The organism is Halomonas saccharevitans (assembly GCF_900116405.1).
Lineage (GTDB): Bacteria > Pseudomonadota > Gammaproteobacteria > Pseudomonadales > Halomonadaceae > Halomonas > Halomonas saccharevitans.
The window spans coordinates 20367-27738 of the sequence record NZ_FPAQ01000042.1 but is presented as its reverse complement, the minus strand read 5'-3'; the positions used below and the strand labels follow the sequence as shown (position 1 = coordinate 27738).

7 protein-coding genes and 1 pseudogene are annotated in these 7372 nt (G+C 68.5%); 3 read left to right on the top strand and 5 right to left on the bottom strand.

Going from position 1 to position 7372, the window contains the following annotated elements:
- Window positions 1–167: 167 nt before the first annotated feature.
- A pseudogene (locus BM388_RS15300) lies at window positions 168–788 on the top strand (alpha/beta hydrolase); the annotation flags it as partial.
- Window positions 789–902: 114 nt separating this feature from the next.
- Here the strand turns inward: BM388_RS15300 and BM388_RS15295 are convergent.
- On the bottom strand, window positions 903–1718 hold the full coding sequence (locus BM388_RS15295) for a M15 family metallopeptidase (protein WP_089851711.1): 816 nt from the start codon (window positions 1716–1718) through the stop codon (window positions 903–905).
- 221 nt (window positions 1719–1939) lie between these two features.
- Here BM388_RS15295 and BM388_RS15290 point away from each other — a divergent pair, with 221 nt between their 5' ends.
- Together BM388_RS15290 and BM388_RS15285 are read left to right on the top strand one after the other, a co-directional pair.
- Window positions 1940–2761 (top strand): MotA/TolQ/ExbB proton channel family protein, encoded by an 822-nt coding sequence (locus BM388_RS15290; RefSeq protein ID WP_089851708.1) that lies wholly within the window; start codon window positions 1940–1942, stop codon window positions 2759–2761.
- Window positions 2754–3674 (top strand): flagellar motor protein MotB, encoded by a 921-nt coding sequence (locus tag BM388_RS15285; RefSeq protein WP_089851706.1) that lies wholly within the window; start codon window positions 2754–2756, stop codon window positions 3672–3674. Before BM388_RS15290 ends, BM388_RS15285 begins: the two co-directional genes overlap by 8 nt.
- Here BM388_RS15285 and BM388_RS15280 read toward each other — a convergent pair.
- The 4 genes from BM388_RS15280 to BM388_RS15265 all read right to left on the bottom strand — a co-directional run bounded on the left by BM388_RS15280 (window position 3656) and on the right by BM388_RS15265 (window position 7286).
- A complete protein-coding gene (locus BM388_RS15280; protein WP_089851704.1) occupies window positions 3656–4285 on the bottom strand; it encodes a response regulator transcription factor in 630 nt (209 codons plus the stop codon). The genes BM388_RS15285 and BM388_RS15280 overlap by 19 nt on opposite strands.
- Before the next feature lie 63 nt (window positions 4286–4348).
- Window positions 4349–6001: a PAS domain-containing sensor histidine kinase gene (locus BM388_RS15275; RefSeq protein ID WP_089851702.1), complete on the bottom strand. Its 1653-nt coding sequence runs from the start codon at window positions 5999–6001 to the stop codon at window positions 4349–4351.
- On the bottom strand, window positions 6001–6669 hold the full coding sequence (locus BM388_RS15270) for a 2OG-Fe(II) oxygenase (RefSeq protein WP_089851700.1): 669 nt from the start codon (window positions 6667–6669) through the stop codon (window positions 6001–6003). The genes BM388_RS15275 and BM388_RS15270 overlap by 1 nt, the downstream gene beginning before the upstream one ends.
- Window positions 6666–7286: a CoA pyrophosphatase gene (locus tag BM388_RS15265; RefSeq protein WP_089851698.1), complete on the bottom strand. Its 621-nt coding sequence runs from the start codon at window positions 7284–7286 to the stop codon at window positions 6666–6668. Before BM388_RS15265 ends, BM388_RS15270 begins: the two co-directional genes overlap by 4 nt.
- Between the last annotated feature and the right edge of the window lie 86 nt (window positions 7287–7372).

Genomic DNA, 7372 nt, shown 5'->3' with positions numbered 1-7372 from the left:
TCACTTTGGTCGGTAAAGCAGGGAGGGTATCGGCGCTGGCCCTCCTACCTCTACCGTGTGGTCCAAAGCGCTGCAGTTATTCTATGAATCCAGGTACAAGAGAAAACCACTCGCCATCTTCGTTTTCAGGACGCCCTCATGAATAAGCCGGGGTCAAGGATTACTGGGACGACCAGGAGTCGGCCGACATGAGCGCCTTCTCCTTCGCCCGGGTGCTGCAGCGCTTCCTGGATTGGCGCGAGGGCGATCAGTTCGAGGTGGACCCCACACCCTGTCTCAAGCGTATCAACGTGCTGGCTCACTCCATGGGCAACCGGGTGCTGAGAGAGACGCTGCGGCTGTGGCGAAAGTATTACCTGCCGGGCGGCGTGCCGCTGCTGTTTCGCAATACCTTCCTGATCGCCGCCGATATCGTCAACGAATCCCTGGAGGAGGGGCGCGCCGGCGAGGTCATCCCCCACGCCTCGCGCAACGTCACCGTCTACTTCGCCTCCGATGACCTGGCGCTGCGGGCGAGCAAGGCATCGAATCTGCGTAACCGCATCGCCTCGCGGCGGCTCGGCCACTCCGGCCCGGAGGACATGGCGAAGGTGGGGCGCAACGTCTTCGTTGTGGACTGCGACGACGTTAACACCCGCTACGACTTCCCCAAGGGGCACTCCTACTTCCGCTCGGGCGAGGTCTTCGGCGAGCCCGGCGTGGTGTTCCTGCACCTGTTCACCGCCCTGCGCACCGGTCGCGTCTTCCCCGAGGACGAGACGCGGCGCATGACCATCCTGCGCGATTGATCGCCTGGAGCGTGCCCCGAGTCGAGCTGCGGATCTAGCCCCTGATCTAGCCCCGGATCTAGCCCCGAGTCAGGGCCGGGTCGCTCACCGTTACATCGCTCAGCACCGGGTCGCTTACGGCTTGGCGGCCTGCACGTGCATCCAGTCGAAGTTGCGCGTGCGGCCGAGGCTGACCCAGCCCTCTTCCTCCCAGCATCGCCACCAGGTGTCATATTCGGGCCGTGCCAGGTGGGCGCGGTCGCGCCCCCACTTGAGCTTGTTGTGGGCGGGGTCCCAGTCGATGGCGATGCCCCAGGCGTGGGTCGACCAGGCGGTGCCGCCCCGCTTGCGCCGCTTGTTGTAGCAGCCGCCGTAGCGGTGCAGGCCCAGCTCTCTGAGACGCTCGGGACCGTAGTGATCGTTCACTCTCGAAAGGATGCGGGTCAGGCTCTCCGCCACCATCTCGTGGCAGCCGATCCCGCTCGCGCGGGTGCCGAGGTCCCAGGCGAGGCAGAGCTGCCAGGGGCAGGGTACCACCACCATCGGCGGCCTGCGGGTCGGTGAGCCCAGCGCCGTCTTGAGCTCCGCCTCGCGGACCCAGCCGTTGGGGTTGGTATCAAGCGGCTGGTGATCCCGCCAGGGGGCAGGCGGCTGGCCGGTCTCCTGGATGGTGGCCAGCACCTCGGCCGCGTACTCGGTCTGCGGACCCCACAGGCCATCGATCGGACCGACCTCGATCTTGTGCAGGCGACAGGCGATCTGCAGGCAGGTGACGGCGCGTCGCCTGTCGCTCCAGGCGTCGACCTCTGCCGGCACCAGGTCGGCATGGGCGTGGAAGGCGTCCTTCATCGCGGCGTGGGTCTTCGGGCCGCGCAGGCCGTCGATCCTGCCTCGGTAGGTGCCGCTCTTGGCGAGAAACCGTTGAAGGGTCCTGACGTCCGTCCTGTTCATCTCGGCCTCTCCCTTGCTCAGTCAACGCATCCGCGTGTCGCGGGATGCCTGATGGCAGTGTAGGTAGGGATGTCGTTGCCAACCTCGTAAGGGCTGCCGGGACGGGAAGCAGCACGTCAGACCGGATGGTGTATGCTGTGGTGCCGCTAAAGGGCATGTTAATTTAGGGGCCGTGCCAGGCAACAGGCGCCAGGGAAAACAAGAGCAGCGGAGTAAAGGCCATGGATTTTGCAACCATCATCGGCATGCTGGGCGCCACCGCCCTGATCGCCGGCGCGATAGGGCTCGGCGACTCGCCGATGATATTTATCAACGCCACAAGCCTGCTGATCGTGTTTGGCGGCAGCCTGATGGTGGTGCTGTCACAGCTGCGCTTCAGCGAGTGCCGCATGGCGCTGACCGCGGCGAGCCGCGCCTTTCGCAATACGCTGCCGGATACGTCCCAGACCATCGAGGAGATGCTCGAGGTGGCCCATCTGGCGCGCAAGGGTGGCCTGCTGGCGCTGGAAGATTTCGAGACGCGCTCGCGCTACCTCCAGCAGGGCCTGCAGATGCTGGCAGATGGGTTCGATCAGAAGGTGATCAAGGAGATGCTCGACAAGGAGCGCCTGATGACCCTGGATCGCAACCAGACGGGGGCCAAGGCCTTTCGCCTCCTGACCGATGTGGCGCCGGCCATGGGCATGGTCGGTACCCTGATCGGCCTCATCCAGATGCTCTCGAACATGGACGATCCCTCTTCCATTGGCCCGGCCATGGCCGTGGCGCTGTTGACCACGCTCTACGGCGTCTTGCTGGCCAACATCGTCGCCAAGCCCATCGCCGAGAAGCTGGAAACCCGCATGGATCATCAGGAGAAGCTCCAGTCGCTGTGGACGGATGCCCTGATGGCGATCCAGGACGGCAAGAATCCGCGGATCGTGGAGCAGATGCTGCTCACCTACCTGCCGGATGACGTGCGGGATCGGCGCAAGCAGGGCGGCGAAGGCGATGCCGCGACGTCCGGTGACTCGGCGGCCCAGCAGGGCACGTCCAATGGCTAGGCAGAGATCGCGTAGCAAGAACGAGATTCCGGCCTGGATGGTGACCTACGCCGACCTGATGTCGCTTCTCCTCTGCTTCTTCGTGCTGCTGCTGTCCTTTGCCGAGATCGATCTTGAGCGCTTCGAGCAGCTGGCCGGGGAGATGTCCAAGGCGTTCGGCGTTCAGCGCGAGGTGCCGGCCGAGACCATCCCCAAGGGGACCAGCGCGGTGATGGATCGCTTTTCGCCGGCCGAGCCTGAGCCGACCCTGCGAGACGAGGTGCGCCAGACGACGACGCGCGAGCGCCCCATGCTCGATACCCATCGAATGCGGCTGGAGCAGCGATTGAAGGCGCTGCAGCGAAACCTGGAAGATCGGCTGCAAACTGCCATCGATGAGGGCGGCGTCGACGTCGAACGTGATGCCAGCAGCGTGGTGATTCGCGTCAACGAGCAGGGCTCCTTTCCTTCGGGGTCGGCGGCGGTGACGCCCTCCTTTGCCGAGCTGCTGGGCGATCTGTCCGACACCCTGGCGGACGCCCCGGGCAGCATCGCCGTGCGCGGCCACACCGACAACGTGCCGGTGCGGAGCTCACGCTATGCCAGCAACTGGGACCTCTCGGCGATGCGCTCGGCGGTGGTGGCGAACCTGCTGCTGGAGAATGAGGCGCTGGCGGCCGGACGGGTGACGGTGACCGGGCACGCCGACACGCGACCGATCGCCTCGAATGACATCGCCGAGGGGCGTGCCCGCAACCGTCGTGTGGAGATCATCATCAAGCTGGGCGACGGCCAGGAGGCGGTCGTGCCGCCTTCACTTTCGGGACCGGCCATCTCGGATCAGACCCTCCCGGGTCAGACCCTTCCGGATCAGGCTCTCTCTGATCAGACCCTCTCTGATCAGACCTTTTCGGATCAGCTCCCCTCGGGATAGCGGCTCACCAGTTCCAGCGCCACGCAGAGCCGCACCAGCTCGGCCAGGTTGGCCGCGCCCAGCGCCTTCATGGCGCGCAGGCGGTAGACCTCCACGGTCTTGGCGCTGATGCCGAGCTCGGCGGCGATCTCGCGGCTGGTCAGGCCCTCGGCCACGTGCACGAGTATCTGGCGTTCCTTGGGCCGCAGGCCGGCGTAGCGCTCGCGCAGCGCCTCGAGGCGCGCCTGAGCCTGGCGGTGGCGACGGTGCTCGGCCAGGGCCTGCTGCACGGTGTCGATCAGCTGCTGGTGGTTGAAGGGCTTCTCGATGAAGTCGCAGGCGCCCGCCTTGAGCGCCTGAACGGCCATGGGCACGTCGCCGTGGCCGGTCATGAAGATCACCGGGGTGTCGTCGCCGCGTTCGGCGAGCCGCTGCTGCACCTGCAGCCCGGAGAGGCCGGGCATGCGCACGTCGAGCAGGATGACGTCGTGGCGCCCGGGCTCGGCGTCGAGCAGCGCCTCGCCGTCGCCGTAGGCCAGGGTCGAAAGGCCCACCGAGTCGAGCAGCCAGGTCAGGGAGTCGCGCAGGGCCTGGTCGTCGTCGACCACGGCGATACAGGGCTTGTCGGGCACGGGCCCCTCCAGGTGGGGTGAGCAAAGGACGCGGGTGAACGGAAGCCGGGTGAATTAAGCCGCTCAGCGGGCCGGCGGCAGCGGCCCGGGCTCGGCGAGCAGTGTACCGGCAAAGGTGGCGCCGCCGGAACCGCCGGCCGGGGCCAGCTCGAGCCGCCCGCCCATCGCCTCCATCAGCGAGTGGCTGATGGCGAGCCCCATGCCGAGACCCTCGGGGCGCCCCGAATGGAAGGGCGCGAAGATCCGCTCGCGCTCGGCCTCGGCCACGCCGGGGCCGCGATCACTGATGGTGAAACGCACCTCCCGCGGGCCGCTCTGCCGGGCGCTGAGCGTCACCCGGTCGGCGCCGGGATGGGGGCGGCTCGCCTCCAGGGCGTTCAACAGCAGGTTGACCAGCACCTGCTCCAGCGCCACCGGATCGGCCTGCACCCGCGGCAGCGCCTCGGGCAGCGCAGCGTCCAGGGCGATGCCGGCCTGCTGGAACTGCCATTCGCAGAGCCGGCAGGCGGCCTTCACGACCTCGCTCAGCGCCACCGGCCGCGGCCGGGTCTGACCCTTGCGCACGAAGGTGCGGATGTGGCGCAGCCGCTCGGCCAGGCGCTGGACCTGTTCGCTGATCCGCTCCAGCGGCACGGTCAGTTCGCCGGCCGGGCCCGATGGGTCGGCCTCAAGGCGCAGCAGGGCGCCGCTGGCGTAGTTGGCGATGGCGCCCAGCGGCTGGTTGAGCTCGTGGGCGATGTTGGAGGCGAGCTCGCCGGTGGTCGCCAGGCGGTTGGCGTGGGCGATCTGCTCCTGGTGGCGGCGCTCCTGGGCCTCGGCGGCCTTGCGCAGGCCGATGTCGCGGTTGATCAGCGACAGATGGTCGGGCGCGGCGGCGGGGCCGTGATGGGCCATCACCACGCTGAGCACCGGCACGGGGCCGCGCGGGCCCCGCATCGCGAGCTCGCCGCTCCAGGAGCCGTAGCGCGCCACGGCGGGCAGCACGACCTCGCGCAGCACGGCAAGCGACTCGGGAGTATAGGCCGCGTCGAGATGCAGCGTGTCGGGCCGCTTGTCTGCGGCGCGGGCCAGCAGGCGGCGGGCGGCCTCGTTGGCGGTGAAGATGCGCTCGTCGCCGTCGAGGAACAGCACGTAGTCGGTGGTCGACTCCACCACCCGGGCGAGGCGCTCACGGTGGGCCTCGGCCTGCAGGCGCCGGCTGACGTCCCGGGAGACGCAGAGCACGTCCAGAAGCTCGCCGGTGGCGGGGTCGCGGCGGGTGCGGCTGGTGGTCTCGAACCAGACGTAGTGGCCGTCCTTGGCCCGGAAGCGGTAGGTCTGCTGATAGAAGCCGTCGTGGTAGTAGATGCGCGGTGACTTGTTGATCAGGTCGGCGAGGTCCGCGGGATGGAAGAGGTCGTAGGCCGAGACGCCGACCAGCTCCTCGGGCGCGTAGCCGAGCAGTTCCCGGGCCGCCGCCGAGGCGTAGAGGAAGGTGCCATCCCGGGCGTGGCGGGAGATCAGGTCGGTGGTGCTGTCGGCCAGCCACCGGTAGTGGCGCTTCTCCTCCTCCAGCGCCGCGTTCCGTGCCTCGAGCTCCGCTTTTTCCGCTTCCAGCTCGGCTTTTTCCGCTTCCAGCGCTGCGTTGTCCGCTTCGAGCTCGGCTTTTTCCGCTTCCAGTGCCAAGCAGCGCGCCCTGAGCCGCTCGTTCTCCCCCTTGTCGGCCGCGCTCGCCATCAGCGCGCCGGGTCCACCAGGCCACCCAGCGAGGCGTTGCGCCGGAACCAGCCGGCGATGCTCGCCCGCGGCAGGCGGGTCGGCAGCACCTCGTGGGGCACGCGGTCGGAGAGGAAGCAGGCGAAGGTACCGGCCCGTGGGCGCACCCGGGCCACCTCGTGCTCGGGATCGTCGGCGGCGAAGATCACCATCTCGCCGCCGCCGTCCTCGGGCCAGTCGGGGTTCAGGTAGCCCACCGTTGAGATCACGCGGTTGGCGCGGCCGCGGAAGCTGTCGAGGTGGCGGCGATAGAAGGCGCCGGGCGGGTAGTGGGCGAAGTGCGCCTCGTACTCGAAGAGCCCCAGGAAGAGCGCCCGGTTGAGCTCCTGCTGCAGCTCGGCCATGGCCTCCAGATACTGGCGGCGGGCCTGGCTCTCGCGGTCCAGCCAGCGGATGGCGTCGCCGCGGATGTCCCGGCGCAGGGCGTGCTCCTGGCCGCGGCCGACGCCGGCGGCCTCCAGCGCCTCGTGGTCGGCCATGGCGTCGAGCTCGTGGTGCAGCGCCGCGCACAGCTCGGCGGGGATGAAGTCCTCGCCGACGTAGAAGCCCTGTTCCACCAGGGCATCGACCAGTTCGGCCAAGCGGGCGCGGGGCAGGGCGGTGGCGAAGGCCTCGCGTGTCGGCATCATGGGCGGGAGACTCCGCGTTCGGGAAGGTGGATCAATTCGCCCGGCGGGCGCTCGAAGAGGCTGATGGGCATGGCGAAGCCCTCGGCGAGCAGCTCCACCAGCATCATCGCCGAGAGTCCCCAGATTACCTGGCCATCGGCCCGGTAGCTGGGCACGTAGTAGTCACGGCCGTCCACCCGGATCACGTCGGTGTGGGTGCGCTGATCCTCCAGGAAGTGCGTCAGCGGCACCTCGAAGATGGCATCGAGCTCGCCGGGATCGGCGATCAGCGGCAGGTCGGGCGGAATCAGCCCCACCCAGGGCGTGACCCGCAGACCGTGCAGCGAGATCACATCCGAGAGCCGTCCGAGCAGCTCCACGCGCTCGGAGGGCAGGGCGATCTCCTCGCGGGATTCACGCAGCGCCGTGGCCAGCAGGTCGGCGTCGCCCGGCTCGCGCTTGCCGCCGGGAAAGGCTACCTGGCCGCTGTGAGTATTGAGGTGGCCGGCGCGTCGCGTGAACAGCAGGGTCGGCTCGGGGCGGTCGACGATGGGCAGCAGCACCGCCGCCTCGGGCAGGCGCAGTCTGATCCGGCGCGGGCGGTGTGCTTGCAGGCGTTCACGAAGGTTCTCTAACATGGGGCTTCCATCGGGTTTGATTCCTTCTACTCGGCCGCCATGAGCGGCGTCAAGCCCTGACCGGGCGGCCGCCATGCCGCCCTCCG